The sequence below is a fragment of the Nonomuraea fuscirosea genome, from assembly GCF_035917475.1.
GTDB classification, from domain to species: domain Bacteria; phylum Actinomycetota; class Actinomycetes; order Streptosporangiales; family Streptosporangiaceae; genus Nonomuraea; species Nonomuraea fuscirosea.
The window spans coordinates 9,171,077-9,197,989 of sequence record NZ_CP109074.1 but is presented as its reverse complement, the minus strand read 5'-3'; the positions used below and the strand labels follow the sequence as shown (position 1 = coordinate 9,197,989).

Here is a 26,913-nt window from a genome sequence, read left to right as displayed (position 1 = left end):
TTCAGTAGTGCCGACGGGCTTCAGCGTCTCCGACGGGCTTCAGCGGCGCCGACAGTTTCAGCGGTGCCGACAGCTTCAGCGGCCCCGCCGTGCCCGCAGGAAGAGCGAGACCCCCTTGAGCGACTTGACCGGCAGATAACGCTCGGCGCGGACGATCGCCGACAGGCCGGCGTTGACGATCAGCGGCATCCGGCCCAGGTCGCTGCTGGTCGAGCGGCGGCGGTGCCGGGCCACGAGCGGGCGCAGCAGCACGTTCCAGCTCCAGACCCGATCGACGGTGAGGCCCGCCCCCTCGACGACCACCGTGAGCGAGTCGCGGCCGTAGCGGCGCACGTGGCCGACGGCGTCGTCGTGGGCCGACCACAGCGCCATGTCGCACGGCACCGCGATGAGCGCGTGCCCGCCCGGCGCCAGCACCCGGGCGATCTCCGCGGCGGCCAGGTCGTCCTCGTGGATGTGCTCCAGCACGTCGAACGCCGTCACCAGATCCACGCTTTCGCCTTCGAACGGCAGCGCCCGCGCGTCCGCCAGGACCGCCTTGAGGCCGCGCCGCCTGGCCGTCTCCACCGCCGCCTGGCAACTGTCCGTCGCCGTCGCGTCCCAGCCCGCCTCCACCAGCACCCTGGTGTTCCCGCCGCCCGCCGCGCCGATGTCCAGCGCCCGCCCAGGACGGCCCAGCCGGGCCAGTCTGCGGAGTTCCCTTCGCAGGACGGCGCGGCGCTCCCGATACCACCAGTGGCCGTCCTCCAGCGCGATCAGGCGGCGGATCTCAGAGGTTTCCATCCATCATTTCCTTGTACGGGAGAGGCGGAGCAGCGTGAAAAGGCCGTACGTGGCCGTGGAGAAGAACGCCAGCGCGCTGAACCGGGGCGCGGCGCGCGGCCCGAAGGTCCACCGGCGATTGGCTTCGACGTTGACGATTCCGGCCAGGACGAGCGCGCAGAGATGCGCCGCGGCCGGCGTCCAGGATTCGCGCAGGAGCAGATAAGTCAGCGCATAGAGAATGACGGAGAACGTGCCGATGGCGGCGAACGAGGTGAATCTCGCCACCGCCGCCACCGTCGCCGCCCGCGGCCCGAGCGTCACCGCGTCGGGATGCGCGGGCTCGGGCTCCGGCCTGGCCACCGCGACCTCCGCCCGCCCCAGTGCCATCGACCAGGCCACCCTGGCCAGGCCCCTGAGGTCGTCCACGGCCGTCCGCACCACGTGCACGCGGGAGTCGGCGTCCTCGATCCAGTCCACCGGCACCTCGTGCACCCGCAGCCCGTTGTGCTCGGCCAGCAGGAGCAGCTCGGTGTCGAAGAACCAGGAGTCGTCCTCGACCTTGCCCATCAGCGGCCTGGCCACGTCGGCCCTGACCGCCTTGAAACCGCACTGGGCGTCGCTGAACCGCACCCCGAAGCCGTACCTGAGCAGCGCGTTGTAGCCCCGTGAGACCACCTCGCGGCGCAGCGAGCGGCGGATGCGCGCGCCGTGCGCCAACCGGGTGCCGACGGCGAGCTCGGAGTGCCCGCTGGCCACCGAGGCGACCAGCGGGAACAGGGCGCCGAGACCGGTGGACAGATCGACGTCCATGTACGCCACGACGTCGGCCGGGCTGTCCTGCCAGGCCGCCCGCAGCGCCGCGCCCCGGCCCCTGACGTCCAGGTGGCGCGCGTGCACGTTCTCCAGCTCAGCCGCCAGGGCCCTGGCCAGCGGCCAGGTGGCGTCGGTGCTGCCGTTGTCCACGATCGTGACGCGCCACGGCAGCGGGAAGCCGCCGTCGAGGTAGCGGGTCAGCGTACGGACGCAGCCGGGCAGGGCGCGTTCCTCGTTGAGCACGGGGATGACGATGTCGACGCTCGCCACCCGGGCCGCCGGGTCGAGAATGCCGGGGCTCGGCTCCACGATGGCACGCGTGTCCATAGACTCCCCTGATCTCCCGTGGCCCTTCGATCCACGGGTATGGTCCTGGGGCGTCCGGCGGGGCGCGGGTGGTTTCCCTTCCCCATTCCGCGAACGAGAGGATCTTTTTACTTCCTCAGGGGATTCGATAGATGGACGTGGTCGCGTTGCGAAACCGCAATCGGGCGAATTCCTCCAGTCGCGGATTCATCCCGGTGAAAAGCCACGTGACGCCGTATTCGTCGGCGAGCCGCCGGACGTTCTCCGCGGTGGGCGCGCGGAAGACCACGTCGTTCGCCGCCAGCCGTTTCTGGTCCGCGAACGGCACCGCGAGGTAGGAGCCCGCGAACAGCCCGGCCCGTGCCAGCGTGCTCTCGGCGTACGCCCAGCCCTCGACCAGCATCCGTCGCTCGCTGAACCCCGACACCCAGAAGTGCCTGCTGTCGCACACCTGCCACCCGTCGTGCAGGCAGTGCAGATCGGTGGCCACCACGTCGCCGGGCGCGGAGTGGGCCCGCAGCCACCGCCCCGCCGCCCGCGCCCCCGGCGGGACGAGCCGCTCGCGCCGCTCACCGTCCGGGAGCACGTGCCCGGCCACCTCCCGTACGGAGGTCGGCACGGCGTACCCCGCCAGCACCGCGACCACCGCCAGCACGTGCCCGCGCCGCCACACCAGCACCGCCGCCACCGCCAGCACCGCGTACGGCGCCACGACCAGCCCCAGCCTTCCTCCAGGAAAGCCCGTCGGGTCCGGCACCAGTGTGCTCAGCAGGCTCGCCACCAGCGCGGCCGCCGCTCCCGCCCCCACCAGGCCGGCGAGCCGGGCCCACGGCAGGCGCGACGCCGCCAGCACCCCGCACACGGCGGCGATCGACAGGTAGGGCCGCGCCGCCTCCAGGAAGTACAGCTGCGAGTCCGCCGGATGCCCGAGCAGAACGCTCGCGCCGATCCCGGCCAGCCCGACGCCGGCCACCAGCAGCACGGCCGGCTCCAGCACACGCCGCCCCAGCCCCGCCACCCCGCCCCACACGCACGCCAGGCAGAACAGCTGCACCCCTGTCAGCACCGCCGCCGCCCAGACCGGCACCGCCGCCGGATCGGACAGCCCCGCAACCCGCGCCCACAGCCCGCGCATGGTCGCGAACGGCGCCACCACCGTCCCCTGCGCCCCCTGCCCGAACAGCACGGCCTGAGCGAACAGCAGACACACAACCGCCCACACGGCCGCCCCCGCCCACGGCCCCCGCCACCACCGCCCCACCACCTTCCACCCGACCCCGCCCGCCGTACGCCCGGCGCCCCTGCGGTCGCCCGCGCGTACGGGCAGCGCGCGCACCGCCAGGACGAGCAGCAGGGCCGCCAGCAACATCGGCAGGTAGGTGGCCTTGGCCCCGGCCAGAACGGGCAGCAGCACCGCCAGCGCCGCCCACCGCCGGCCGAACTCGCCGACCAGCAGCAGCACCACGGGCGCGAACAGCAGCGCACCGAACGTCTGCGTCGGGCTGGCCCAGACGGTGAACATCGAGCGCGTCGGGAAGCTCACGTCCTCCAGTTGCTCGGGCCCGAACAGGAAGAGCTCGGGCCCGAACACGAAGTACGCCACCCCGGCCGCCGCCACCCCGGCCGACCACCGGCCGCCCAGCCGCCGCCCGATCGCCGCCACCAGCACGACCGTCGCGGCGGCCATCGGCAACGTGGACAGCCGGTAGACCAGCGTCAGCGGCTCGATCCCGGTGACCCAGCTGGTGGCGGCCATCTCGGCGTAGACGAACCAGTGATAGGACAGCTTCTCGCCCAGCACGGACGGCACGGTGAGCGGGAAGTGGTGCTTGGCCTCACCGACCAGGGCCAGGTGATAAGGCATGTCCACGTACGCGGCCGGCACCGGAACCCGGTACAGGAACAACGCACTCCACCCGACCAGGTAGGCCACGATCCCCGCCAGCACCCACGCGCACCACCCCGGCACCCGCTCCCGGACCCCTGGACCACCCCCCTGCCCACGCCGCCTCCCAGCCACCGCCCCGGCCGCCTGCCGCCGCCTGCCGACCCGCTCGGACGAGTGCCGCCCAGACGCAGGCGGCTCGGACGAGTGCGGCCCGGACGCAGGCGGTCCGGATGGGTGCCGTCCGGATGGGAAGGCACCGGAGGAGTGGCGTCCGGTGGCGTGGCGGGTCCACCAGTGCCGTCGCAGCCGGGGCACACAGGTGAACGCGCACAGGACGGCGACCGGCGCGGCCAGGACGAGCAGCGGCGCCCCCACGGCCCTCGCCGGGATGTAGGCCAGCACCTCCACCGCGTAGCCCAGCGCCAGCCCCGCCGCCAGCTCCTCGGCCAGGGACCGGCCGCCCCCGGTCAACGCCCGCCACAGCAGCGTGCCGGGAATCAGCACCCCGGCCCCGAGGTAGGCGGCGAAGAACGCCAGGTCGCGAGCGGAGACCCCGCACCACAGGAACACGGCCAGGGCCCCGCAGCCCACGAGGACGGCCGGAATCCACCCCGACCGAAGCCCGCGAAAGCGCACCAGACCAGCCCGTCCCCGACCCGGGAAACGCGCGAAAGCGCCCGGTGTCCATCTCGTGAAGAGGCCGCGCCCCAGGAAACGGACGAAAGCCGGCGGCCACCCCGGGTGGAGGGCGCGTCCGCGAGCGAGGCGGACGAGCGGACGCCGGGGTGGAACCGGCGTCATCTGATCACGGTCACCAGACGCGTGAACTCGGCCGGCAGGTCGACGCCGTCCCACACCCGGTGGAAGCTGAGCGCGCTGCCCACCGGCACCATGCGGTCGACGCCGCGCCCGGCCAGCCCCATGGCCAGCTCCTCCAGCTCGGCCTGGCCGAAGCCGAAGTGGGTCATCGTCTGGTCGCGCCGTTCGACCAGCGACGCCAGCTCGCCCAGGGACTCCAGCCTGGCGTACGCGAACGTGCCCGCCCCCAGCCACCGGCGCGGCGCCGCGGCGGCGGCCGACAGGCAGACGCAGGCCAGCGCGTTGCCCCGGAACTCCACACCCTCGGCCAGCCCGTCGGCGGCCAGCCCGTAGGTGGAGACCCGCTTCTCCACGGCCATGGCCGCGTCGACGCCCCACCCGCGTACGGTCACCACCCGCGAGACGTGGTCGGTGAAGTCGGCCCGCGCCGCGTCGCAGTCGCCCGGCGCGCCCACCCAGAACACGGTCCTGGGCGAGGAGCAGGCGGCCTGGTCGAACCAGTAGGTGTCGTTGACGAACCCCTCGGCGACCGTCACGCGAGCGGCCCTGGGCGCGCACAGCCACGCCGCCGCCCGGATGACGGCGAAGGAGGAGCGGTCGGGGAAGGTCAGGTCGCGGGCGTGGGGGGCGAGGGCGTGGCGGCGCAGCTCCCTCACCGTGTGGTCGCCGCCCCAAACCACCCGCAGGTCGCAGGCGGCCGACAGCGCGGCCGTGACGGCGTCGGAGCGGTCGTAGGAGACGACGCGCTGCGTGGCCGCGACGGCGGGGTCGGCGTCGGCCAGCGCCTCGTGCAGCGTCTCCAGGATCGTCTCGGCGACCGCGCCGGAACGGGGGGACAGGCGCACGACGTTGCGGTTGCCCATCAGCGCCGACAGGGCCCAGGAGTAGACGAAGACCGTGTCGACGTTCGCGGGCGGGACGTGGAAGACGAGGCCGCGCGGGACGCGTACGTGCTGACCGCCCAGACCGTCGATGGTGCGGGCCAGCTCGCTCGGCCGCAGGAAGAAGCCCAGCGAGCCCAGCTCGGGATGGCGGCGCGCCAGCGCGGGCCGCAGCAGCCGCCGGCCGAAGGCCGCGAGGAACTCCCTGATCCGCTCGTCACCCACCCGCAGGGTGCCGTCGAGCCCGGTGAGCAGCCCCTGGACCGGCACGGTGCCGGCGGCCGGGAACCTGACGTCCACGGCGGGGACGTCGATGGTGGTGCTGTTGTCCGGCATCAGCCCTGCCCGAAGGTGTCGCTGCAACCGCGCGCCTCGGCCCGCGGCAGCCGGCCGAGTACCTCGAAGCGTTTGCCGGGCCAGCTGCCGTCGTCGACGCCGCGCACCACGCCCATGTCCTCGGTCAGCAGCACGTGACCCGGATAGGACGTGGGCAGCGTGCTGACCACCTCGATCAGCCCCGGCACCCCGTCGGCCGCCTCCTGCCAGGTCTCGGGGTCGCGGATGACCACGTCGGCGAAGTCGGGGCAGTAGAGCCCGTCGCCGTCGGGGCCTTCGAGGAAGACGGTGCCGATCTGCTCGACCATGCCGTAGAAGTTGTGCACCCGGGTCAGGCCGCACTCGGCCGCCAGCCGCCGCCGGAACTCGGCGTTGCCGACCGCCTGCTCGGCCAGCCGCTTCCAGCCGCCCGAGTGGATGAGCACCGCCTGCGACAGGTCGCCGCCCAGGCCGAGCAGGTGGAGCCAGACCATGTAGGTGAAGCCGAAGATCAGGAACGGCGCGCCGCCGTGACGCCGCAGGAAGGACGTGACCGCCTCCGCGTCCACGAGCCCCTGCTCGCCGAGCACGAACGTGTGGTCCCGGCCGAAGTTCATCATGCCGAGCACGCCGGCGCCGCGGGCGCTCAGCGTGGGGTCGCGCACCACGGAACGGCTGTCGACGATCAGCATCGGCAGCCGCCGCTCACCCAGCACCGCCCGCACGGTGGCGGCCAGCATGCGGGTCTGCGCGGCGGCGGCCTCCTGGTCGAGGTAGATCCGGCTCGGCCGCTGGCCGGTGGTGCCGCTGGAGGTCAGCACCCGGAAGACCTGGTCCTCCGGCACGCTGCGCAGCTCGTGGGTCTTGAACAGCCGCACCGGCAGCCACGGCAGGTCGGCCACCCGCTCGTAGGGAGGCGCGGAGCCGATCGCGTCGAGGATGCGGCGGTAGGGCGGGCACGCCTCGCGGTGCCGCTCGGTCAGCGCCGCCAGCCGGGGCAGCAGCGCGGCGTCCCGCTCGGGGCCGGCCAGGGTGAACACGCTCATCGCGCGGGACGCCCGCTCACGTGAGTGACTCCAGGGTGCGGTAGTCGATCTTGCCGGACGCCAGCAGCGGCAGCCGGTCGATGTGGTTGACCTCGAACCCGCTCCAGTGCAGCCGCAGCTCGGCGGCCAGCCGCCGGGCCATGAGCACGCGCGCGGGCGGGTCGAGCGTCTCGGTCCAGATGGTCACCCGGTCGTCGCCGGCGGTGACCGCCACCGGACCGGAGCCGCGCAGCATGCGCTCGACGTCGTCGAGGTTGACCCGGATGCCGAAGATCTTGGCCATCCGCTTGAGCCGCCCGGTGATGTGCAGGAACCCGTCGGGGTCGACCCGCCCCAGGTCGCCCGTGCGCAGCACCCCGCCCAGGTCGTCGCCCCTGGACAGGTCGTCGGCGGTGTCGGCGTAGCCCATCATGACGTTGGGCCCGTGGTAGAGGATCTCGCCGTCGTCGTCGGCCTCCAGCCGCCCGCCGGGCAGCGCCAGCCCGGCCGAGCCGAGCTTGTCGGCCAGCCGCTCGGGCGGCAGCACGGCCATGCGGGCGGTGGCCTCGGTCTGGCCGTACATCACGTAGAAGCGGTCGACCTGCCCGGCGAACTCCCTGATCAGCTCGGGCGCGAGCCGCCCGCCGGCCTGGGTGAGCGTGGTGAGGGCGGGATAGCGCTCGCGGTCGAAGCGCATGCGGCGCATCATCGTGTACTGGTAGGGGACCGCCGCCAGCGACGTGCAGCCGTGGGCGGAGAAGTCGGCCCAGAACGAGCGCTCCAGCAGCCCCGCCTCCGTCAGCACCACGGTCGCGCCGGCGATGAGGTGGCTGTTGAGCACCGACAGCCCGTAGCTGTAGTGCAGCGGCAGGCTCGTGGGCGAGATCACCTCGGGCCCGATGGACAGCGTCGAGGCGATGGCGGCGGCGTTGGCCAGGACCGCCTGACGGGACAGCCGGACGAGCCTGGGGTTGCCGGTCGAGCCCGAGGTGGCCAGGAGCAGGCCCAGGTCGGGATGAGGGTCGGGCAGGTCGCCGCGCGGTGGCGGCGGCCCGTCGAGCGGGTTGGTGAAGCCGAGCAGCGCGGCCGGCCTGAACCGGTCGGCCAGGTCGGCCAGCGTGGCCGTGGGCAGGTCGGGGTCGAGCAGCGCGATCGGCCGGCCGGAGTGCCAGGCCCCGAGATAGCAGAACACCGAAGCCAGGGTGTTGCGCATGGCGCAGAACAGCGGCCCCGGCCGCAGCCCGTCGAGGTTTTCCGCCGAGCGCTTGACGTAGCGGGCCAGGTCGTCGCCCTCCAGGCCCTTCGCGTCTCCCGCGGCGATGAGCCGGGCGCGCGGGTGGGGGAACATCATGGCACCAGCCCGCCGTCCACGCCGAGCACCTGACCGGTGATGAACGCGGCGGCCGGCGAGACCAGGAACGCCACGGCGCCGGCGACGTCGCCGGGACTGCCGAGACGGCCGAGCGGGGTGGCCGCGACGACCCCGGCCCGCCCTTCGTCGTCGAGCGTGGCGAGCAGGTCGGTCTCGATGTAGCCGGGCGTCACGGCGTTGACCCTGACCCCGGCGGGGCCGAGCTCCTTGGCCGCGGCCAGGGTGAGGCCGAGCACCGCGGCCTTGCTCGCGGAGTAGACCGCCTGACCGGCACCGCCCGCGCGGCCCATCACCGAGGAGACCAGCACCACCGCGGGGGCCTGGCCCCTGCGCAGCAGCTTCAGCGCCGACTGCAGCGTGTGCACCGCGCCGGCGGCGTTGACCTCGAACAGGTGGCTGACCGTCTCGCGCCCGGTGAGGCCGAGCAGGCCGGCGGCGTGCACGCCGGCGTTGACCACGAGGGTGTCGAGGCGGCCGTGGCGCTGGTGGATCCGCCGCATCATGTCGGCGAGCCGCCCGGCGTCGGCGACGTCGCCGTGGGCGAAGTCGGTCACGCCGCCGGTCTCGGCCGCGACCTCGGCCGCGGCCTTCGCGGCGCGCTCCTCGTCGCGGCCGTGCAGCACGACCGTGTGGTGAGCCGTGGCCAGGGCGCAGGCGACGGCTCGGCCGATGCCCCTCGTCGAGCCGGTGACGAGGGCGATCCTGGGTGCCGCCGAGCCTGTCGCGGGGCCGGTCACGGAGCACTCGGTGGGCCCTGCGGCGGTGGCCGAGCAGGGCTCCGTCGGGCCGGCGCTCGCCGGGCGGGGCTCAGCGGGCGGCCGCACCGACGCCGTGCTTCTCGAGCAGCTCGGCCGCCAGCGCGAACGAGCTCATGTCGATCATCTCGTCGGTGTCGATCATGATGGAGAACTCGTCCTCCATCGCGGCGACCAACGCCATGTGCGCCAGGGAGTCCCACTGCGGGATGGCCCGGTATCGCAGGTCGTCGACGTCGGCGTCGGGCGGCAGGTTGAGCGCCATGCGGAACACGGCCCGCAGGCGATCGAGATGACTCATGATCACTCACTCTCTGTCCTCAAGCCATGACGAAGTGTAGCCGCAATTGTTCGCGATGAAAAACCAAGGCCCCGTCCTGGGTAATGGAAGCGTATAACGAGGCGTGACCCCGGATGGGTGCTGGGAATGTCGGGTGGGACACGGCAACCGTACGGGGGGAATGATGGACGAATCCAATCACTGGTACGGGCACTCCCGCATACTCAGCAGATACTGCGGCCTTTCTGAAGATACGCCAAATCGCATTCAAGGTTTCCTCCAGCACGGATGGAACTATCTCCACGGATTTCCGCCCAACGACCACTGGTGCAGTCCCGGTTATCCCCGTTTCGTCTGGTCGGACGTGCTACGCCGCCGGGGATGGTCGATGGGCCGGCGGGGTCACTACCTGATCGGCGCTCCGTGGATTTACCTTCTTGACCTCGAACCGGAGCTGGGCGTCCGGCCGGATCGCGAGGGCACGATCTGGTATCCCTTTCATGGGTGGGAGAAGTATTCCGTCAGCGGCGACCACGCCAGGCTGGCCGACGAGATACGAAATGTCGAGACTGGTCCGGTCACCATCTGCCTTTATTGGTTGGAATACGCAAATCCGGACATTCGACAAGCGTATGGATCGAGGGGATTCCGGGTCATCTGTCATGGCGATCGCGGCTCCCGCTGGGAGGCGAAGGGCCGCGACTTCCTGCGCAAGCAGCTGATCGAGTTGCGCGGCCACCGCAGGGTGGCCTCCAACCGGCTCGGCAGCGCGCTGTTCTACGGCGCCTCGGTGGGATGCGAGGTGGCCGTCTACGGAGACCCGATGCAGTACGAGGACGAGCGGCCCGAGTACGGCGGCACCGCGCGCCGCCTGCGGTTGTGGCCGGAGCTGCACGGCACCGAGGTCGATCGGGAGCTGGCGGCCGAGGTGGCGCGGCGGGAGCTGGGATTCGAGTATCAGGCGACACCGGAGGAGCTACGGCGCATGTTCGGATGGAAGCGGGTGCGCACCGCGTGAACACCAACGAGGCACCTGACAACGTGCGGTTGATCGGCGGGGAGATGCTGCTCTGGTCGGACATGTCCGGCCTGGGCGGCGTGGTGGACTGGCGCGGCGCGGCGCTGGAGCTGCTCGGGCGGGTGCTGCCCGACGACGGCAGGGTGCTGCTGGTCGGGCCGCATCCGCAGGCGCTGGTGGACGACGTGGTCGCGCGGGCGTCGTCGGCCGCCGTGCTGCTGCGTTCCTATCCCGACGCCCGCGCCCTGGCCGAACGGCATCCGGGGCTCACCGTCCACTGCGGGCGGCTGGAGCTGCTCGCGGATGAGGAGCCGTACGAGCTGGTGGTGGCCCTCGACGGGCTGCTGCGCACGCACTCGGCCGAGGCGCCCGCCGCCGCCTGGGACGAGGCGCTCGGCGCGCTGGCCGACCTGGTCGCGCCCGGCGGGCGGCTGGTCCTCGGCGTGCACAACGACCTGGGGGTGGACCGGTTCGTCGAGGCCAGGCCGACCGGCCGCGAGTGCGCCGACGACCAGTGGGCCCCGCACGGCTTCGACCCCAGCTACCCCGGCGGTCCCGGGGCGCTGGACGTGGGGCTGGAGTCGGCGGGGCTGAGCGTGCAGCGCTGCTACGCGGCCTTCCCCGACCGGCGGGCGCCCAGGTCGCTGCTGTCCAGGGAGGCGCTGGGCTTCGACCTGCCCGAGGCGCTGACGTTCGCGCTGAGCGCGGGAGACGGTGACCGGATGCTGGTCGCCGACCCGCTGCGGGTGAGCCGGTTGGTCTTCCGGCACCGCCTGGGCGAGGAGCTGGCGCCGCTCTGGGTGGCCGTGGCCACCAGGCCGCCGCGCGCCACGGGCGCGTCCCGGGCGGTGGAGCTGCCGCTCGGCCTGATCGAGGACGGCCAGGCCCTGTACGAGCTCACCCCCACGGGCACCAGGCGGCTGCCCGGCGGCGAGGAGCGGCCGGTCCCCGCCGGCCGCGTGGTGGAGGAGCTGCTGGTCGAGGCGTGCGCCCGCGAGGACGTCAGGACCATCCGCGAGCTGCTGTCCGAGCTGGCCGCGTGGCTGGAGGAGGGCGGCGAGGTGTCGGCCGCCGCCGACAGCCTGGTCCACGACGGAGAGCGGTTCGCCGCCGTCAACCCGCCGGCGGCGCCGGCCACCCCGCCGGAGCCGCGCGTCGTGCTCTGCCGGATCCTGTGGCGCTTCGCGGTCAGGCTGCTGGCCGCCGGCCACCACCACCCGTGGCCGTGGCCGCTGGAGGCCGACCAGCTCACGCTGACCCTGTGCGGCATGGCCGGGCACACCTGCGACCCCGGTGACCTCGACCTGGCCCGCAAGCTGGACGCCGAGCTCGGCCGGCCCGCCGAGCTGGCCGCGGACGCCCCCGCCTACCGCGACCTGCTCAGCGCCCGCGACCGCCTGGCCGACCAGCTCACCGCCGCGCTGGCCAGGATCGCCCGGCTGGAGACCAAGCTCTCCTACCGCGAGCGCGAGCTGGTCAGGGCCAAGGCGAAGCTGCGCAGGACCCAGCGCAAGGCCACCGCCTACCGCAGAACACTCGGATACCGCCTCTCCCGCCGCCTGGCCCGTCCCCGCAAGGTCGCCCGCCGCGTCATGCGCCTGCTGTCCGGCTGAGCCAACGATGAGGAGTGCCCGTGCCGGTTCTTTCGGTGATCGTCCCGTTCCACGACGTCGAGAAGTACATCGGACCCTGTCTCGACTCCATCGCCGCGCAGACGTTCGGGGAGGAGGTGGAGGTGATCTGCGTGGACGACGGCAGCGCCGACGGGAGCGCGGAGGTGGTGGCGTCCAGACGCGCGGCCGACCCGCGGATCACCCTGCTCCGCCAGGACAACCACGGCGTCGGCCACGCCCGCAACGTCGGGGTGCGGCACGCGCGCGGCGACTACCTGGCGTTCGTGGACGGTGACGACACCGTCCCGCCCGACGCGTTCAAGCGCATGGTGTCCACGCTGGAGGACACCGGCTCCGACCTGGCCTGCGGCAACGTCATGCGGCTGCACCGCAATCTGCTCATCCCGTCGTGGGCGCACCGCGAGGCCTTCGCCAAGCCGCTGCGGCGCACCCACATCACCCGGCACCCGCTGCTGATCCGCGACCGCATGTTGTGGAACAAGGTCTACCGCCGCTCCTTCTGGGACCGCCTCGGGCTGAGCTTCCCCGAGCGCATGTACGAGGACCAGCCGGTCGCCATGGCCGCCCACGTCGGCGCCAAGTCCGTGGACGTGCTGGCCAGGGTCGTCTACCACTGGCGGCAGCGCGACGAGCCCGCCTCCTCGATCACCCAGCGCCGCCTGGAGCCGGGCAACCTGCGCGACCGCCTGCTGTCGGTGCTCCAGACCGCCGACCTGTTGGCCGCCGAGGCGCCGCACCTCAAGCCCGACTTCGACCGCGACACGCTCGACATCGACATGGGCGTGGCCGTGGAGGCCATGGCGGGGGCCGCGGCGACGGGCACGGCGGGGGGCACGTTCGACCAGGACCTGCTCGACCTGGCCGTCCGCTACCTCGACGGCGTCTCGCCCGAGGCCTGGCAGAGCATCCCGTTCGAGCACCGGCTCCTGGTCCACCTGCTGCACCGGCGCCGCCTCGACGAGCTGGCCGCCGTCTTCGCCCAGGCCAGGGAGGGCCACCTGTGGCCCAAGGTCGGCTCGGCGGGGATGTTGCGCAAGCGCTGGTACGGCCGGCACCCGTCGCTGCCAGGGCACCTGTCGGAGATCTCCGGCGAGCTGGGCCTGCAGGCCAGGCTGGTGAGCCTCGACTGGCGCGACGGCGTGCTGCGCGGCGCGGGCCGGGTGGCCGTCGGCAGGTTCGACGTGGGCGGCCTGCGGCGGGTGCGGGTGCGGATCTGGCTGGAGGAGCGCGACACCGGCGACGTCATGCTGCTGTCCGACGAGGAGAGCGCCCCCACCTGGGAGAGCGTCGAGGACGAGGACGGCGGGCGGCTGCCCGAGCACGCGTTCCCGTTCAGGTTCGCGCTCGACCCCGGCGCGATGTCGCGGGCCCGGCTGGCCAGGCACGGCCTGTGGGACCTGTGCGTGCGGCTCAAAGGGCAGAGGCTGCGGCTGGAGGGCAGGGTGGCGGGGCCGCGCTGGCTGCCGCCGCCGATCCCGCTGCCCCGGCGCAGGTCAGGGGTGTGGCTGGTGCCCGTGCGCACGTCGCGGGGCGCCTGGGGGCTGCGCGTCCGTACGGCGTCGATGACCGTCGCCGACTGCCGGGTGGACGGCGGCGACCTGCTGCTGTCCGGGGTGATGTCCGACGCCGGCGACGGCGAGCCGGTGCTGCGGCTGCGGCGCAGGAACGACGGCGAGGAGATGTACTTCCCCGTCGAGCTGGACGGCCAGGACTTCCGCGCCCGCGTGCCCCTGGCCGGCATCGACGAGCGTGTCGGCCAGGAGTCGTGGTGGGAGGTGCTGATCGACCACGGGCGGGCGCAGCGGCCCCTGCTCCGCACGAGACCGCGGCCGCGGGTCACGGTCGCCGGGCGGAGCTTCCAGATCGACCGGGGCGAGGACGGCTGCCTGCTGCTCGTGGAACGCTGACCCGCCCCATCGAAGGCTCAGGACAGGATGCCCGCGCCGGCTGAAGCACGCCCGCCGCCGGCTCAGGACAGGATGTCCGTCAGTGTCTCCACGACGCGGTCCTGCTGCGCGTCCGTCAGGTCGGGGAAGAGCGGCAGCGACAGCTGCTCGGCGTAGTACTCCTCGGCCCGCGGGCACAGTCCGCGCCGGTAGCCGAGGTCGGCGAACACCGGATGCCGGTACACCGGCAGGTAGTTGACCTGCACGCCGATCCCGGCGGCGCGCATGCGCACGTACACCTCGCGCCGCCGCCCGTCGCGGACCCTGACCGGGTAGAGGTGCCAGCTCGGCCGCACGTACGCGCGCTGGGCCGGCAGCGTCAGCCCCGGCACGTCGCGCAGCAGCGTGTTGTACCTGGCGACCAGCTCGGCCCGCCGCTCGCGGAAGCGGCCGAGCCGCCGCAGCTGGCTGAGGCCGAGCGCGCACAGCACGTCGGGCAGCCGGTAGTTGAGCCCGAACGCGTGCACCTCCTGGTGCCAGCCGCCCTCGTCCGGTTCGCGCTGCTCGGACGGCTCCCTGACCAGGCCGTGGTTCCTGAACGCGGCGGCGCGCCGGAACCGTTCCGGGTCGCTCGCCGCCACGGCCCCGCCCTCGGCCGTCGTCACGGTCTTCGTCGGGAAGAACGAGAACGTGGTCAGATCCGCCAGCGCCCCCACCGGCCGATCCTTGTACGCCGACCCGATCGCGTGCGCCGAGTCGCCCACCAGCACCGCCCCGAACCGCTCGGTCACCGTCCGCAGCTCGTCGTAGTCGGCCGGATGGCCCGCGTAGTCGACCGCCGTGACCGCCCGCGTCCGGCAGCTGGCCAGCGCGGCGGCGGCGTCGGGGTCGAGGTTGCCGGTGTCGGGCTGCACGTCGGCGAAGACCACCCGCGCGCCCAGCAGCGCGGCCGTGGCCGCGGTGGCGACGAACGTCAGCGGCGAGGTGACCACCTCGTCACCCGGCCCGACTCCGGCGGCCACGTACGCGACGTGCAGCGCCGCGGTGCCGGAGGTGACCGCCACGCACGGCACGCCGCCCGTCCACCGGGCCAGCTCCGCCTCGAACCGGCCGACGGCGGGCCCGGTGGTCAGCCAGTCGCCGCGCAGCACCTCGGCGACCGCCGCCACGTCGGACTCGGCGATCGACTGCCGTCCGTAGGGCAGCATCAGCCGGTCACCATGGCGCGCAGGTCCTCGACCGACAGCCAGTGGTCGTTGCTGTCGGAGCGGTAGGCGAAGCCCTCGGGCAGCTGCTCGCCGGTCTGCGGCGGCGTGTAACCCCAGGTCGCGATCGTGGGCTGGACCACGTACCGGTCGGCCAGCCGCAGCGCCCTGCGGCCGTCGTCGGCGCCGATCATCTCCTCGTGCAGCTTCTCGCCCGGCCGCACGCCGATCTCGTAGATCGGGCTGTCGGGGGCCAGCGCCTCGGCCAGGTCGGTGATGCGCATGCTGGGGATGCGCGGCACGTACAGCTCGCCGCCCTGCATGAGGTCGAAGGAGTCGACCACGAACCTGACCGCCTGCTCCAGCGTGATCCAGAACCTGGTCATCCGCTTGTCGGTGATCGGCAGGCTGCCGCCCTGCTCGGCCAGCCGCTGGAACAGGGGGATGACCGAGCCCCTGCTGCCGACGACGTTGCCGTAGCGGACCACGGAGAAGCGGGTCTCGTGGGCGGCGGCGTAGTGGTTGGCCGAGACGAACAGCTTGTCGGCGACCAGCTTCGTGGCGCCGTACAGGTTGATCGGGCTGGAGGCCTTGTCGGTGGAGAGCGCGACGACCTTGCGCACGCCGGAGTCGATCGCGGCCTCCACGACGTTCTGGGAGCCGGCGACGTTGGTGCGGACGTACTCGAACGGGTTGTACTCGGCGGTGTCGACCTGCTTGAGCGCCGCGGCGTGCACGACGTAGTCGATGCCGTGCATGGCCCTGGTCAGGCGGTCGCGGTCGCGGACGTCGCCGATGAACCAGCGCAGCCGCTCGTCGTCGGCGAAGAGCTGCCTGGTCTCGTACTGCTTGAGCTCGTCGCGGGAGAAGACCACCAGGCGGCGGACCCCCAGCGAGTCGAGCGCGTGACGGATGAACGCCTTGCCGAAGGACCCCGTGCCTCCGGTGATCAGAATCGACGATCCACTGAGAATGCTCACGTGGCCCCCTGAAAGCGCGCTGGCGCGTTGTCGTCGTCGTGGCAGGCGGTAGCATAGCGCGATCGTTCAGTGACACACAGTGAGACCTGTGCATGTGACTGAAGTGCACCCAACTGTCACACGGGGGAATGGGGCTTCGGTGCGGATTGTCGGAATGGTTCAGGCTCGGATGGGCTCGACACGGCTGCCCGGCAAGGTGCTGCGGGAGCTGGAGGGCCGCTCCGTCCTCGGCTGGGTGATCAGAGCAGCGCGCGAGGCGGGCGCGCTCGACGACCTCGTCGTGGCCACCACCTCCGAGCCCGGCGACGACGCGGTGGCCGCCGAGTGCGGCCGGCTCGGCGTCGCCTGCCACCGGGGGCCGGTCGACGACGTGCTGACCCGCTTCGTGGGCGCGCTGGAGGGGCGGCGCTGGGACGCGGTCATGCGGTTCACGGCCGACTGCCCGATGCTCGACCCGGCCGTGATCAGGGAGGCGGCGCTGGTCTTCCGCGCCGTTCCCGGGCTCGACTACCTGAGCACGAGCCTGGCGCGTACGCTGCCACGCGGGCTCGACGTGGAGATCGCCGGACGGGCCGCGCTGGCCAGGGCGCACCAGGAGGCCACCGGCTTCCATCGCACCCACGTGACCTCCTACATCTACGAGCACCCCGGCGACGCGCGGCTGCTCGGGCTGGCCTACCGCCCGGCCGGCGACGACCTGCGGGTCACGCTCGACACCGAGGACGACTGGCGGCTCATCGCCGCGGTCGCGGCCGAGCTGGGCGACCGGTGCGTGCCGGTCAGGACGCTGGTGAGCTGGCTGCGCGAACGGCCGGACGTGCGCGGGCTCAACGCCCACGTACGCCAGAAGGCGCTGCAGGACGCGTGACGGCCGGCCCGGTGCGACGGGTGGGGCTGCGCTGCGACGCCGGGGTCGAGAGCGGGGTCGGCCATCTGGTGCGGTGCGTGGCGCTGGCGGAGGAGCTGTGCGTCAGGGGCGTCGAGGTGGTCTTCCTCGGCGAGGTACGCGGGTCGGCGTGGGCGCGGGCCCAGCTCCGTGAACGCGGCCTGCTGCTGGTCCCGGCGCCGCGCGAGCCCGCCGAACTGGCCGTGCTGGCGGCCGGTCTGGGGCTGGACGCCGTGGTGCTCGACTCGTACCTGCTGCCGGAGAAGACGGGCGCCGTGCTCAGGGAGGCCGGCGTCAGGGTGCTGGCCATCGTGGACGGCGATCCGCTGGGCCAGGAGGCCGACCTGTACCTCGACCAGAACCTCGGCGCCGAGCACCGCCCTTTTCCTCCGGCGGCCGTGCGGCTGGCGGGCGCGCGTTACGTGCTGCTGCGCGACAGCGTGCGGCGGCTCGGGCGGGATCGGCGGCGGGTCCCCGGCCGGGCCCCGCGCCGGGGGCGGGTTCCGCGTGTGCTGTGCTTCTTCGGCGGGACCGACAGCGCGGGCGTCGCCCCGGCCTGGGCGCGGGCGCTCACGGAGACCGGGCGGCCCTTCACGGGCACGGTCGTGAGCCCGGTGCCGTTCGCGGCCGAGGGGCCGATCGAGGTGATCCCGCCGACGGACCGGCTGCCCGAGCTGATGGCCGGCGCCGACCTCGTGCTCACCGCGGCCGGCTCGGCCGTCTGGGAGCTGCTCCACCTCGGCGTCCCCACGGCGCTGACCTGGGTGGCCGGCAACCAGCTCATCGGGTACGAGGAGCTCGTCGGCAGGGGAGTGGCGGCCGGGCTCGGCCCGGAACCGGGACCCGAGGCGGTCGCCGTGCTGGCAGACCTGCTCGCCGACCCCGCCGCGCGCGAGGAGCACGGCCGCAGGGGCCACGACCTCGTGGACGGCGCAGGCCGCGAGCGCGTCGCCGACGCCCTGCTCACACCCGGCTGACGCGGCTCCCGCGCGACCGGGCCGGTCAGCGGAGCCGCGCCCGGCCGGCAGAGCCGCGCCCGGCCGGCGGGAGTGTGCCCGCCGGCGGGAGCGTCCGCTAGATGAGGTCCCAGGAGAGCGGCGTGCCGAAGGGGACGTCGCGGGTGAAGCGGCGGCCCATCACCTGGTCGGCCGCGTCCGGCGGCAGGCCGCCCGCGGGCCGGATCGAGCGCACGTTGCCGGGGGTGACCGGATCGCCCGCGCGCACGTCGCGCACCACGTACAGGGAACGGCGGAAGCGCAGGCCCTCACGCTCGGACGGCCGCGGCCCGATCGCGACCTCGCCCAGAGACCGCCAGGCCCGCTCGCTCTCCACCACCAGCGCCGCCAATTCGGCCGGCTCCAGCGAGAAGGCGGAGTCGACCCCGCCGTCGGCCCGCGCCATGGTGACGTGCTTCTCGATCAGGCAGGCCCCCAGCCCCACCGCGGCCAGCGCCGCCCCGAGCCCCGGCGTGTGGTCGGACAGGCCCACGACCTCGCCCGTGAGCGCGGCCAGCAGCGGCAGCGAGCGCAGGTTGCTCTCGGACGGGTCGGCGGGATAGGAGGCGGTGCACGACAGCACGGCGAGCTGCGTGCAGCCGGCCGCGCGGGCGGCCGACACGGCGGCGTCGATCTCGGCGGCCGAGGCCATCCCCGTGGAGATGATCAGCGGCTTGCCGGTGGCCGCCGCGAGCCGGATCAGCGGCAGGTCCACGATCTCGGACGAGGCGATCTTGTACGCCGGCACGCCCAGCTTCTCCAGCAGCTCGACCGCCGTCGGGTCGAAGGGCGCCGAGAAAGCGGCCAGCCCCCGCTCGCGAGCCCGGTCGAAGATCGGCCGGTGCCACTCCCACGGCGTGTGGGCCCGTTCGAAGAGCCGGTAGAGGTTCTCCCCGCCCCACAGCTCGTGCTCCTCGCCCAGCCGGAACGCGGGCCCGTCGCAGTCGATGGTCAGCGTGTCGGGCCGGTAGGTCTGCAGCTTCAGCGCGTGCGCCCCGGCCTCGGCCACCGCGTCCACGATGGCCAGAGCCCGCTCCAGGCTGCCGTTGTGGTTGCCGGACAGCTCCGCGACGACGTACGGCGGGTGGCCCGGCCCGATCGCGCGTCCCCCGATGGTGATCATGTGTGGTCCCTTCTCAGCTCGATCCGCACGACCTCGCGCGGCACCCCGTCCACGTTCCTGCGGTAGGCCCCCACCTCGACGAACCCGAAGCGCCGGTGCAGCCGCATGACCGGCTCGTTGCCGGCCAGCACCTCGCCGCGCAGCGTGCTCAGCCCGAGCGGCCCGAAGGCGTGCTCGACGGCCGCCCGCTCCAGCCCGATCCAGGCCGGCAGCAGCGCGCCCGCCCGTTCCAGGCCGTCGAAGTCCAGGTAGTAGCCCCAGTACGCGCTCCCGTCGGCCATGTCCGAGTAGGCGACCACCCCGGCGGGTGCGCCTGCGTGGTCGTAGACCAGCACCCGCCTGGCGGGGTCGGAGCGGACGGCCGCCCACCAGCGGGCGTGCTCGGCCTCGGTGATCTCGTGGGTGGTGAAGCTGGCGGCGCGCACGCGCGGGTGGTTGCGCCAGCGGCGCAGGTCCGGCAGGTCGCCGTCGCGGACGTCTCTGAGCACCGCTCCCCCTACTCTCCGTGCTCGATGACTCGCCCAACGTAGCGGATTCCGCGTCAGGTAAAGAGCTCATCAGGGACGGGCATCGAAGCCGGGATCGGCCCGCCGGCCACGTCATGCTGCCCTCGAACCACACCGAGCCTAGGAGTGAATTCGGCATGATCCCCCTGCTCAGCGTCGTCGTCCCGTTCCACAACGTGGAGCCGTACATCACCGAGTGCCTCAAGTCGCTGGCCGCGCAGACCCTCGACGACATCGAGGTGATCCTGGTGGACGACGGCTCCGTGGACGGCAGCCGGCGCGTCGCCGAGGACTTCGCCGCCAGGGACGAGCGCTTCGTCCTGATCGGCCAGCGCAACCTGGGCCCGGGGCCGGCCCGCAACCAGGCGGTGCGCCAGGCCAGGGGCACCTATCTGACCTTCGCCGACAGCGACGACGTGGTGCCGCCGGAGGCGTACGAGCTGCTCGTCGGCAAGCTCGCCGAGACCGGCTCCGACCTGGCCTGCGGCGCGGTGCGGCGGCTGGTGGACGGCGAGCTGGAGGAGTCCGTCCTGCACGAGAAGGTGTTCCGGCGGCCGCAGCTGTGCACGCACATCACCGACAAGCAGGTGCTGATCAGGGACCGCACGGTGTGGAACAAGGTCTACCGGCGCGACTTCTGGGAGCGCTGCGGCCTGCGCTTCCCGTCCGGCATCTACGAGGACGTGCCCGTCGCCATGCAGGCCCACGTGCTGGCCACCAGTGTGGACATGGTGGGCGAGGTGGTCTACCACTGGCGCAAGCGCGAGGAGGGGGAGCACTCGATCACGCAGCGCCGTTCCGAGCTGCCCAACCTGCGCGAGCGGCTGGCGGCGATCCAGTCGGTGCGGGCCTTCCTGGACGAGCGGGCGCCCGAGCTGCTCGACGGCTTCGACGCCCTGGTGCTGGAGAAGGACACCGTCTTCCTGTTCCAGGCGCTGGAGCGCGCGGAGGAGGAGGCGGGGCCGCTGCTCGACCTGGGCCGTGCCTGGATGGCCGCGCTGGGCCCGCACGTGCTGGCGAGCGCGCCGTCGCTGCGCCGCCTTGAGCTGCACCTGCTCGGGCGCGGCCTGATCTCGGAGTTGCGCGCGGTGCGCGACTTCAGGCGCGGCCGTGAGGACGTCGCCCGGGTGGTCCCGCGCGGCCTGCGCGTCACCAACTGGTACGGCGACTACCCCTTCTTCCGCAGCCGCCGCCTGCGCATCCCCGACGAGGTGTTCGACGCCCGCGACGAGGTCAAGCTGATCGCCAGGGTCGACGACTGCGAGTGGACCGGTGCCGAGTACCGCCTGCGCGCCCACGTGGCCTTCCACCGCGTCGATCGCAAGATCTCCAAGGTCGGCCTGTGGCTGTGCGACGGCAACCGCCGGGTCCCCCTGGAGACGCGGCGGCGGGGCCGCTACGGCGTCGTGGCCTCCATCGACCCCTCCCGCCTGCACGGCGCGGGGCCGTGGCGGCTGCAGGTGCGGGCCGAGCTGCGCGGCCTGGTGTTCAAGGGCTGGTGCCGCGACGGGGAGTCCGGCTCCGCGTGGCGGTTTTCCGTGCCGGGTTGGTCAAGAAGCGGCATGGACATCCCCCAGTAGTTCCAGACAGTAATCGTTCGGGCGCGGTGCGTGGTCATGCTGGAGTGCATGAGGACCTATTCGCTCGATGACGTCCACGAGACACGCAAGCGGAGAGACTCCTGGTGGACCGTGTATTTCGTGGACCCGGTCGCCTGCCGGGTCACCCTTCCCGTCGCCAATCACACCCGGTTGACGCCCAACGCGCTCACCGTGATCTCGCTGGTCCTCGGCCTGGTATCGGCCGCCTGTTTCGCCACGAACCAGCTCATTGCGGGCGCATGCTTCTTCTATCTCAGCTTCATGATCGACTGCGTGGACGGCAAAGTGGCCCGGCTCAAGGGCACGGGGACGGCCTTCGGCCTCTGGCTCGACTACGTGGGGGACCGGGTCAGGGTCGTCCTGTGCGCCGGGGGGCTGGCGTACGGGCAGTACACGCTGACCGGCGACGTGAGCTTCGTCGTCCTCGGCGCGGCGGTGGCCGTGCTCGACCTGTTCAGGTACGTCAACGCGCCGCAGATGAAGCGCGTGCGCGAGGCCGTCAGGGAGGAACGGCAGGAGAGCGGGCTGGAGCCTTTGGGGCCGGACCCGCTGGCGGTGGACGTCCTGCCGGCGGACTCGCCGGCGGCCGATCCGCTCGCGGCGGATCCCTTCGCGGCGGATCCCTTCAGGGCGGATCCCTTCAGGGCGGACGCGTACCGGCCGGATCCCTTCTCGGTGGATCCGCTGGAGCCGCCGGAGCGGGAGCGGATGGGGCGGGGGCCCCGGCCGCGCGCGTTCTTCCGGTTCTTCAAGCGGCTCAACCGGTTCCTGGCCCGCCACCGCGTCCGCTCGCACTTGGTGAGCGGCATCGAGTTCCACGCGGCGGTGTTCGTGATCGCGCCCCTCGCGGGGGCATGGGCGCTGATCCCGCTCGCCGCCATGTCGGGAGCTCTGCTGCTCGCCAACGAGGTCTTCCTGATCTACCGGCTGTGGCTCTTCACGCGCAGGCACGGCGTGAGCTCGTCTCAGGAGAGCCGAGAACACGTTCTCGTCTAAGTTTTCGGGGGTTAGTACGAAATGTCAGACCGACCAGTCTTCGTCATCGGATGCCCGCGGTCCGGCACCACGATGCTCCAGCTGATGCTCCACTCGCACCCCCGTATGGCGGTGCCGCCGGAGACGCGCTTCCTCGTTCCCGCTTATTACCGCCGCCGCACGTGGGGGGACCTGCGGCTGGACCAGCGCCGACGCGCGCTCGCGGAGTGGATCGCGACCGACCGCAGCACGAAGTTCCGCGAGCTCAAGATCGACAAGGACGAGTTCGTCCGGCAGGCCATGGAGGGTCCCGGCTCGCTCGGCTCGGTGATCGGCACCGCCTTCCGCATGTACGCCGACCGCTTCGACAAGGCCCGCTGGGGCGACAAGCGGCCCAGCTACGTCAAGCAGGTGGACCTGCTGCTCCGCCTCTTCCCCGACGCCCAGTTCATCCACCTCATCAGGGACGGCCGCGACTGCGTGGCCTCGCTGAAGGAGATGCCCTGGTACACGCTGGACTCCTTCCACGCCGTCTCCACCTGGGCCGAGGCCATCGACGCGGGCGGCCGGCTGAAGCGGACGCTGCCCGACGACACCTACTACGAGCTGCGTTACGAGGACCTCACCGACGACCCGATGACCGAGCTGAAGAAGCTCTGCCACTTCCTGGACGAGGACTTCTCGCCGTCGATGATCTCGCCGCGTGAGGCGGCCAGCGTGGCCGTGCCGCAGCACAAGGTCTGGCACAGCAACACCCACCGCGAGGTCACCCGCAGCCGGGTCGGGAGCTGGGCGAACCGGCTGGACGACTGGGAGATCGCGCTGTGCGAGCACATGCTCGGCGACCGCCTGGAGTCCATGGGGTACGAGCTGACCGGCGCGCCCAAGCCGGCCAAGGAGCACGTGACGGCCGCGCAGAAGACGATGCAGAAGCGCAAGGCCAGCCGCATGCGCAAGGCCATGCGTGACCGGTTCAACCGGCTGCGCGAGCCGAGCCCGGTGGCCGCCATGCTCACCACCCGCCAGCGTTCGCTGGCCGGGGTGCCCCAGCAGCGCAAGGAACTCACCGAACCGGTCTGAGCCTGCCCCTGGGGGCCGGCGCTCGATGCTGTTTGAGCGCTCAGCGCTCGGGCCTGCTTTCAGCGCTCAGCGCCCGGGCCTACTTCGAGCGCTCAGCGCTCGATGTGGGCGAACAGCGACTCCCACCGGTCCAGCACGTGGTCGAGGCGGAACGCCTCGGCCCGTGCGCGGGCGTCGGCCCCCAGCCGCCGCCGCTCCTCCTCGTCCCCGGCCAGCCGGGTCAGCTCCGCCGCGAACGCGTCCACGTCACCCGGCGGCACCAGCACGGGACCGGCGGAGCGCACCCCTCCCGACACGTCGAAGGCCACCGCGGGCACCCCTCGCGCCGCCGCCTCCAGCAGCACGATCGGCAGCCCCTCGTGCTCGCTGGTCAGCGCCAGGACCGAGGCCGACAGGTACTCGGCGGGCATCCGCGCGGCCGGCACCAGCCCCCTGAACACCACCCGGTCGCCCACGCCGTCCCGCTCCGCGTGCGCGCGCAGCCGCTCCCGCTCGCCGCCGTCCCCGATGAGATGCAGCTCCCATTCGGGCGGCAGCTTCGCGCGGGCGAACGCGCTGATCAGCCGGTCGAACCGCTTGACGCCTTCCAGCCGGCCCACGCCGAGCACGCGCGGCGACGCGAGGTCCGACATCCGCTCGGGCCAGTCCGCCAGCGGGTTCGGCAGCGTGTACGCGTTGGGCAGCAGCGCGTGCTCCGAGAACAGCCGGGCGTCGTCCTCACTGAGGAAGAGCGCCTGGTCCAGCCGGGCGTAGTGGCGGCGGATCGAGGCCAGGTGCCAGCAGCCGCGGGCGTGGTCGTACGAGCTGTGATACTGGCCGATCGGCCGGAACCCCTCGGGCAGCAGCCCCGACAGCCTGGCCACCACGGACGGCGAGGTCATGACCGCGTAGCCGGGCCTGATCCGGCGCAGCAGCTTCCTGAGCCGGCGGTCACTCAGCCGGCGCGCCAGCGGGCCCTCGGCGGCGCGGCGGCCGATCACGTGCCGCTGGTAGCGCGGATGCCGGACGTAGCGGAACGGGACGGCGGCCGGTTGCAGGCCGATGACGTGCACCTCGTGCCCGCGCAGCGCCAGGCCCTGGGCCAGGGTGTGGGTGACCTGCTGGGTGCCGCCGAGCGTGTCGGCGTCCAGGCAGGTGAAGACGACCGTCACTGCGTGCTCTCCCTCGTGTCGGCGAAGAAGTCGGCCACGATCCTGGCGGCGGCGTCGCCGCGCTCGTCGGCGCACCAGAGCTCGCGGAAGGCCGCGTACCGCTCGGCGTAGGAGGCGTGCACGGCGGGCAGGTCGCGCAGGGCGGCCACCAGGTCCTCGGTCGTCGAGACGCACGGGCCTGGGGCGATGGCCGGCAGGTCGTGGTAGACGCCGCGCTCGGCGAGCCGGTAGTCGTCCCAGTCGTCGATGTAGAACAGCATCGGCTTGCCGGTCAGCGCGTAGTCGCACATGACGGAGGAGTAGTCGGTCAGCAGCGCGTCCGAGGCCAGCATCAGATCGTTGATGTCCGGATACGATCCGGCCGAGCGGACGAAGTGCTTGAGGTGCTCGGGCGGCCGGTAACGCTCGACCGGATGCGTACGCAGCAGCACCACCCAGTCCTCGGCCAGCTCTTCGGCCATGAGCTCCAGGTCGGCCCGTACGGACCGGCCGCTGCCGATGCCCAGGTCCCGGTAGGTGGGCGCGTAGAGCAGCACCCGGCGCCCCGGCGGCACCTCCAGCCGCCGCAGCACCTCGGCCGCCGGGCCTTCCAGAGCCGGCTCGGCCTGGACGAGGGCGTCACAGCGGGGTGTGCCGCACCGGTACACCTTGCCGGAGTAGCCGTTCGACGGCAGGAAGACCCGCGAGAACTCGGCGCTCGGCGACACCAGCGCGTCCCACCGCGCGACCGCCGCCCGCCACCGCGCCCGCGGTTTGTCGAAGTCGCCGCGCAGGTCGGGCGCGTCGAACCCGATCGACTTGATCCCCTGCCCGTGCCACGTCTGCAGATAGCGGGTGCCCCTGGGCTTCGGGTAGTCGAGCGGGAAGCCGTGGCTGTCCACCCAGACGCCGGCCCTGGCCATGGTGTAGATGTAGCGCCAGCTCCCGCGGCGGACGAGCCGCGCGTCCGCGGGGAAGTTCCGGCGCCCCTTGGCCACCGACCAGACCACCTCGATCGGCAGGCCGCGCCGGCGCAGCTCCTCGTAGATGGCCCTGGGGCTGCCGCTGTAACCCTTGCCGACGTCGGACTCGAACAGGGCGAGGTCGTGCCGGCGCGGCAGCACCCTGATCATCAGCTTGTACGCCCGCAGCTTGTTCGCCGGCGTGTTGAACCGCTTCATCAGCTGCCGCTTGATCCGCCGCCACACCGACCGGGCGATGGAGTCGGGCCGCACGCACAGGTAGGCGGCGTACCCTTCGACCTTGAGCGTGCAGCCGGGCAGCTCGATCGGCTCGGTGTGCGGGTCGGCGATGATCCGGTCGGTCGTGGTGTGCCCGTCGGAGGTCCTGGTGAAGCCGATGCGCGGGTCGCACCGGCCCTTGGGCGTGAACGTGACCCGGCTGACGTACCCGCCGGCGCTCGACGGCTCCGGCGTGATGGGCACCCGTTCCCGGCCGAGCTGCAGGAACGCCGTCCAGGCCGGCGGCAGCACGCCGAACGGGTCGTAGGTCCGCACGGTCATCCGCACCCGGTCCCCGTCGGAGGACAGGTCCGCCACCTCATGCCGCAGCCGGGAGGAGGTGTAGGGCAGCTCGGCCAGCCGCAGCCGGGTGATGTCCATGCCGGGGGAGGGCGTGGTGCCCCAGTACGTCCGCCCGTCGAGCTGCACCGCCGCCCGCGGGGCGGCCCTGGGCCCGGTCAGCGAGCCGGCCGCGATGCGCAGGTCCTCGATCCGGTCGTCCAGGATGAGCCGGCAGCAGACCCGGTCGAGCGGGGCGATCCGCTCGAACACCTCGTCCGCCACCTCCTCCAGGTACGGCCGCACCACCGAGGCGAACTCCTTGACCCAGACCAGGTCGCGCCGTGGCAGCGGGTTGAGGTAGACGCGCAGGTCCTGCCGGACGAACCGGTACTGCCGGTGCGGCACCAGGTCCGCGGCCCCGTGCTCGCGCAGGATGTCGTCGCTCAGCCGGGCCGCGATCACCCGCTGCCGCACGTTGTCCAGGTCGTCGATGCTGAGCGAGATGGAGTCGTTCGCGGGCGCGCGGTGCCAGTGGTAGACCACCCACGGCACGACGGCGAACCTGCGGCTGGTCGCGTACAGCTCGGCGGCGAAGACGTGGTCCTCGTAGTGGATGTCCTCGGGGAAGCGCAGCACGTTGTCGCGCAGGTGGCCGACGTCGTACAGCTTGTTGGTGCTGAAGCTGTCCAGGAACAGCTCGGGCTCCTCGCGGATGCCCTCGACCACCCGCCTTCTGGCGAACAGCGACGGATAGTATGGCTGCAGCCGCCCGCTCGGCTCGTACAGGCGCGAGATCTGCCCGGAGACGAAGTCGGCCCCCGTGCGTTCGATCTCGGCCAGCAGGCTCTTGCACGCGTGCCTGGGCAGCTCGTCGTCGCTGTCGAGGAACATGACGTAGGGGGAGGCGGCGGCGTCGATCCCGTCGTTGCGCGGCGCCCCGCAGCCGCCGCTGTTGACCGGCCTGCGCAGGTAACGCACCCGTGGATCGGCCTGTTCGAGCCGCCGCGCCACCTCCGGCGTGCCGTCCGTGCTGGCGTCGTCGGCGATGATCACCTCAAGGTCGCGCAGCGACTGCCCGAGCACGGAATGTACGGCCCTGGGCAGGCGGGCCGCGTCGTTGTACGTGATGACGACGACCGTGCAGTCCGGCAT

The 26,913-nt window shown here is 72.7% G+C and carries 22 protein-coding genes; 8 read left to right on the top strand and 14 right to left on the bottom strand.

The window, feature by feature from the left end; translation table 11 throughout:
* Positions 1-75: 75 nt before the first annotated feature.
* From OIE67_RS41785 to OIE67_RS41750, 8 genes are all read right to left on the bottom strand, one after another.
* Positions 76-783 (bottom strand): class I SAM-dependent methyltransferase, encoded by a 708-nt coding sequence (locus OIE67_RS41785; RefSeq protein ID WP_326630912.1) that lies wholly within the window; start codon positions 781-783, stop codon positions 76-78.
* Between the two features lie 3 nt (positions 784-786).
* Positions 787-1,905: a glycosyltransferase gene (locus OIE67_RS41780; protein WP_326630910.1), complete on the bottom strand. Its 1,119-nt coding sequence runs from the start codon at positions 1,903-1,905 to the stop codon at positions 787-789.
* A 115-nt stretch (positions 1,906-2,020) separates the two neighbouring features.
* Positions 2,021-4,363: a hypothetical protein gene (locus tag OIE67_RS41775; RefSeq protein ID WP_326630908.1), complete on the bottom strand. Its 2,343-nt coding sequence runs from the start codon at positions 4,361-4,363 to the stop codon at positions 2,021-2,023.
* Positions 4,364-4,569: 206 nt separating this feature from the next.
* A complete protein-coding gene (locus OIE67_RS41770) occupies positions 4,570-5,808 on the bottom strand; it encodes an acyl-CoA reductase (RefSeq protein WP_326630906.1) in 1,239 nt (412 codons plus the stop codon).
* The gene (locus OIE67_RS41765; RefSeq protein ID WP_326630904.1) at positions 5,808-6,833 is read right to left on the bottom strand and encodes a LuxE/PaaK family acyltransferase; all 1,026 of its coding nucleotides are present in this window, start codon (positions 6,831-6,833) and stop codon (positions 5,808-5,810) included. The genes OIE67_RS41770 and OIE67_RS41765 overlap by 1 nt, the downstream gene beginning before the upstream one ends.
* Positions 6,834-6,849: 16 nt before the next feature.
* Positions 6,850-8,163 carry an AMP-binding protein gene (locus OIE67_RS41760; RefSeq protein ID WP_326630903.1) on the bottom strand — a complete coding sequence of 438 codons (1,314 nt, stop codon included), beginning with the start codon at positions 8,161-8,163 and terminating at the stop codon, positions 6,850-6,852.
* The gene (locus OIE67_RS41755) at positions 8,160-8,921 is read right to left on the bottom strand and encodes an SDR family NAD(P)-dependent oxidoreductase (protein WP_326630901.1); all 762 of its coding nucleotides are present in this window, start codon (positions 8,919-8,921) and stop codon (positions 8,160-8,162) included. Before OIE67_RS41755 ends, OIE67_RS41760 begins: the two co-directional genes overlap by 4 nt.
* Before the next feature lie 70 nt (positions 8,922-8,991).
* The gene (locus OIE67_RS41750) at positions 8,992-9,240 is read right to left on the bottom strand and encodes an acyl carrier protein (RefSeq protein ID WP_106237019.1); all 249 of its coding nucleotides are present in this window, start codon (positions 9,238-9,240) and stop codon (positions 8,992-8,994) included.
* A gap of 160 nt (positions 9,241-9,400) precedes the next feature.
* Between OIE67_RS41750 and OIE67_RS41745 the strand changes: the two genes are divergently transcribed.
* From OIE67_RS41745 to OIE67_RS41735, 3 genes are read left to right on the top strand one after another with little or no spacing between them, the layout of a single operon-like run.
* Complete coding sequence (locus OIE67_RS41745; protein ID WP_245955660.1) at positions 9,401-10,237, top strand: hypothetical protein; 837 nt, start codon at positions 9,401-9,403, stop codon at positions 10,235-10,237.
* Positions 10,234-11,850, top strand: a complete 1,617-nt coding sequence (locus OIE67_RS41740; RefSeq protein ID WP_326630897.1) for a methyltransferase domain-containing protein — start codon at positions 10,234-10,236, stop codon at positions 11,848-11,850. Before OIE67_RS41745 ends, OIE67_RS41740 begins: the two co-directional genes overlap by 4 nt.
* A gap of 20 nt (positions 11,851-11,870) precedes the next feature.
* On the top strand, positions 11,871-13,778 hold the full coding sequence (locus tag OIE67_RS41735; protein ID WP_326630896.1) for a glycosyltransferase family 2 protein: 1,908 nt from the start codon (positions 11,871-11,873) through the stop codon (positions 13,776-13,778).
* Positions 13,779-13,840: 62 nt separating this feature from the next.
* On the opposite strand, the gene OIE67_RS41730 is transcribed toward OIE67_RS41735, so the two are convergent.
* Both OIE67_RS41730 and pseB read right to left on the bottom strand, forming a co-directional pair.
* Positions 13,841-14,965, bottom strand: coding sequence for an aminotransferase class I/II-fold pyridoxal phosphate-dependent enzyme (locus tag OIE67_RS41730; protein ID WP_326630894.1), 1,125 nt, complete (start codon positions 14,963-14,965; stop codon positions 13,841-13,843).
* Positions 14,965-15,942: a UDP-N-acetylglucosamine 4,6-dehydratase (inverting) gene (gene pseB, locus OIE67_RS41725; protein WP_106236222.1), complete on the bottom strand. Its 978-nt coding sequence runs from the start codon at positions 15,940-15,942 to the stop codon at positions 14,965-14,967. Before pseB ends, OIE67_RS41730 begins: the two co-directional genes overlap by 1 nt.
* Before the next feature lie 154 nt (positions 15,943-16,096).
* On the opposite strand from pseB, the gene OIE67_RS41720 reads away from it, so the two are divergent.
* Positions 16,097-16,810 carry a cytidylyltransferase domain-containing protein gene (locus tag OIE67_RS41720; protein ID WP_326630890.1) on the top strand — a complete coding sequence of 238 codons (714 nt, stop codon included), beginning with the start codon at positions 16,097-16,099 and terminating at the stop codon, positions 16,808-16,810.
* Positions 16,807-17,805 (top strand): PseG/SpsG family protein, encoded by a 999-nt coding sequence (locus OIE67_RS41715; protein WP_326630888.1) that lies wholly within the window; start codon positions 16,807-16,809, stop codon positions 17,803-17,805. Before OIE67_RS41720 ends, OIE67_RS41715 begins: the two co-directional genes overlap by 4 nt.
* 97 nt (positions 17,806-17,902) lie before the next feature.
* Here OIE67_RS41715 and pseI read toward each other — a convergent pair whose 3' ends face one another.
* Positions 17,903-18,946: a pseudaminic acid synthase gene (gene pseI / locus OIE67_RS41710; RefSeq protein WP_326630886.1), complete on the bottom strand. Its 1,044-nt coding sequence runs from the start codon at positions 18,944-18,946 to the stop codon at positions 17,903-17,905.
* Positions 18,943-19,434 carry a GNAT family N-acetyltransferase gene (locus tag OIE67_RS41705; RefSeq protein ID WP_326630884.1) on the bottom strand — a complete coding sequence of 164 codons (492 nt, stop codon included), beginning with the start codon at positions 19,432-19,434 and terminating at the stop codon, positions 18,943-18,945. The genes pseI and OIE67_RS41705 overlap by 4 nt, the downstream gene beginning before the upstream one ends.
* Before the next feature lie 155 nt (positions 19,435-19,589).
* Between OIE67_RS41705 and OIE67_RS41700 the strand changes: the two genes are divergently transcribed.
* From OIE67_RS41700 to OIE67_RS41690, 3 genes are read left to right on the top strand one after another with little or no spacing between them, the layout of a single operon-like run.
* Complete coding sequence (locus OIE67_RS41700; RefSeq protein ID WP_326630882.1) at positions 19,590-21,032, top strand: glycosyltransferase family 2 protein; 1,443 nt, start codon at positions 19,590-19,592, stop codon at positions 21,030-21,032.
* A gap of 48 nt (positions 21,033-21,080) precedes the next feature.
* Positions 21,081-22,049: a CDP-alcohol phosphatidyltransferase family protein gene (locus tag OIE67_RS41695; RefSeq protein ID WP_326630880.1), complete on the top strand. Its 969-nt coding sequence runs from the start codon at positions 21,081-21,083 to the stop codon at positions 22,047-22,049.
* Positions 22,050-22,070: 21 nt separating this feature from the next.
* Positions 22,071-23,108 (top strand): sulfotransferase family protein, encoded by a 1,038-nt coding sequence (locus OIE67_RS41690; RefSeq protein WP_106236232.1) that lies wholly within the window; start codon positions 22,071-22,073, stop codon positions 23,106-23,108.
* 92 nt (positions 23,109-23,200) lie between these two features.
* Here OIE67_RS41690 and OIE67_RS41685 read toward each other — a convergent pair whose 3' ends face one another.
* Both OIE67_RS41685 and OIE67_RS41680 read right to left on the bottom strand, forming a co-directional pair.
* Positions 23,201-24,259 carry a glycosyltransferase gene (locus OIE67_RS41685; RefSeq protein WP_326630878.1) on the bottom strand — a complete coding sequence of 353 codons (1,059 nt, stop codon included), beginning with the start codon at positions 24,257-24,259 and terminating at the stop codon, positions 23,201-23,203.
* Positions 24,256-26,913, bottom strand: a complete 2,658-nt coding sequence (locus tag OIE67_RS41680) for a CDP-glycerol:glycerophosphate glycerophosphotransferase (protein ID WP_326630876.1) — start codon at positions 26,911-26,913, stop codon at positions 24,256-24,258. The genes OIE67_RS41685 and OIE67_RS41680 overlap by 4 nt, the downstream gene beginning before the upstream one ends.

What these genes read in the sequence shown, in the direction of transcription:
- OIE67_RS41770 (WP_326630906.1), bottom strand. Translation starts at nt 5,808, where the DNA reads ATGCCGGACAACAGCACCACCATCGACGTCCCCGCCGTGGACGTCAGG.
- OIE67_RS41690 (WP_106236232.1), top strand. Translation starts at nt 22,071, where the DNA reads ATGTCAGACCGACCAGTCTTCGTCATCGGATGCCCGCGGTCCGGCACC.
- OIE67_RS41730 (WP_326630894.1), bottom strand. Translation starts at nt 14,965, where the DNA reads ATGCTGCCCTACGGACGGCAGTCGATCGCCGAGTCCGACGTGGCGGCG.
- OIE67_RS41695 (WP_326630880.1), top strand. Translation starts at nt 21,081, where the DNA reads ATGAGGACCTATTCGCTCGATGACGTCCACGAGACACGCAAGCGGAGA.
- OIE67_RS41700 (WP_326630882.1), top strand. Translation starts at nt 19,590, where the DNA reads ATGATCCCCCTGCTCAGCGTCGTCGTCCCGTTCCACAACGTGGAGCCG.
- OIE67_RS41765 (WP_326630904.1), bottom strand. Translation starts at nt 6,833, where the DNA reads ATGAGCGTGTTCACCCTGGCCGGCCCCGAGCGGGACGCCGCGCTGCTG.
- OIE67_RS41745 (WP_245955660.1), top strand. Translation starts at nt 9,401, where the DNA reads ATGATGGACGAATCCAATCACTGGTACGGGCACTCCCGCATACTCAGC.
- pseI (WP_326630886.1), bottom strand. Translation starts at nt 18,946, where the DNA reads ATGATCACCATCGGGGGACGCGCGATCGGGCCGGGCCACCCGCCGTAC.
- OIE67_RS41720 (WP_326630890.1), top strand. Translation starts at nt 16,097, where the DNA reads ATGGTTCAGGCTCGGATGGGCTCGACACGGCTGCCCGGCAAGGTGCTG.
- OIE67_RS41785 (WP_326630912.1), bottom strand. Translation starts at nt 783, where the DNA reads ATGGAAACCTCTGAGATCCGCCGCCTGATCGCGCTGGAGGACGGCCAC.
- OIE67_RS41780 (WP_326630910.1), bottom strand. Translation starts at nt 1,905, where the DNA reads ATGGACACGCGTGCCATCGTGGAGCCGAGCCCCGGCATTCTCGACCCG.
- OIE67_RS41760 (WP_326630903.1), bottom strand. Translation starts at nt 8,163, where the DNA reads ATGATGTTCCCCCACCCGCGCGCCCGGCTCATCGCCGCGGGAGACGCG.
- OIE67_RS41750 (WP_106237019.1), bottom strand. Translation starts at nt 9,240, where the DNA reads ATGAGTCATCTCGATCGCCTGCGGGCCGTGTTCCGCATGGCGCTCAAC.
- OIE67_RS41680 (WP_326630876.1), bottom strand. Translation starts at nt 26,913, where the DNA reads ATGCCGGACTGCACGGTCGTCGTCATCACGTACAACGACGCGGCCCGC.